The following is a 392-nucleotide window of genomic DNA, read 5'->3' as shown; positions in this document are numbered from 1 at the left end:
ATCGTTGGCTACGGCCGTACCGCTGACGAAATGCTGTCACGCCAGCAATATCAAACGGTTTATACCGTGCAATGACATAGCGAGCGGACTGCCCGCGATATCAGGGGCCCAAGGGGTGGCTGCAGGAGCCCTTAGCGCAATGCCGGGTTCAAGTGGTGCTCAAGGTAGTTTGGAATAGACTAGTAAAACCTGCGCACCACTGTAAGAAAACACCAGATCATCGGCATTGTTGAGGGTGTTATCAGGTCCGGGCATCACAATCACGATTTGTGACTGGCAGCTTGAGCCTACCAGTGTGTCACCCCGGATATAGCGGATAGCGCCACCCCATGGCGAAATGAGTGCGGATGCGGGAAGACCAAGTGGCGCATTCGCAAAGCTGCCGACCTGGA

The 392-nt window shown here is 55.1% G+C and carries 1 protein-coding gene; it reads right to left on the bottom strand.

Annotation, left to right across the window (positions count from 1 at the left end; all coding sequences use genetic code 11):
* Positions 1-159: 159 nt before the first annotated feature.
* A partial coding sequence (locus PZA18_RS24355) for a hypothetical protein (protein ID WP_284103475.1) occupies positions 160-392 on the bottom strand: 233 nt, incomplete at its 5' end.

Source organism: Parachitinimonas caeni (assembly GCF_030129945.1).
Lineage (GTDB): Bacteria > Pseudomonadota > Gammaproteobacteria > Burkholderiales > Chitinimonadaceae > Parachitinimonas > Parachitinimonas caeni.
The sequence above is the reverse complement of the archived record's forward strand: the minus strand, read 5'-3'. Positions and strand labels throughout refer to the sequence as shown.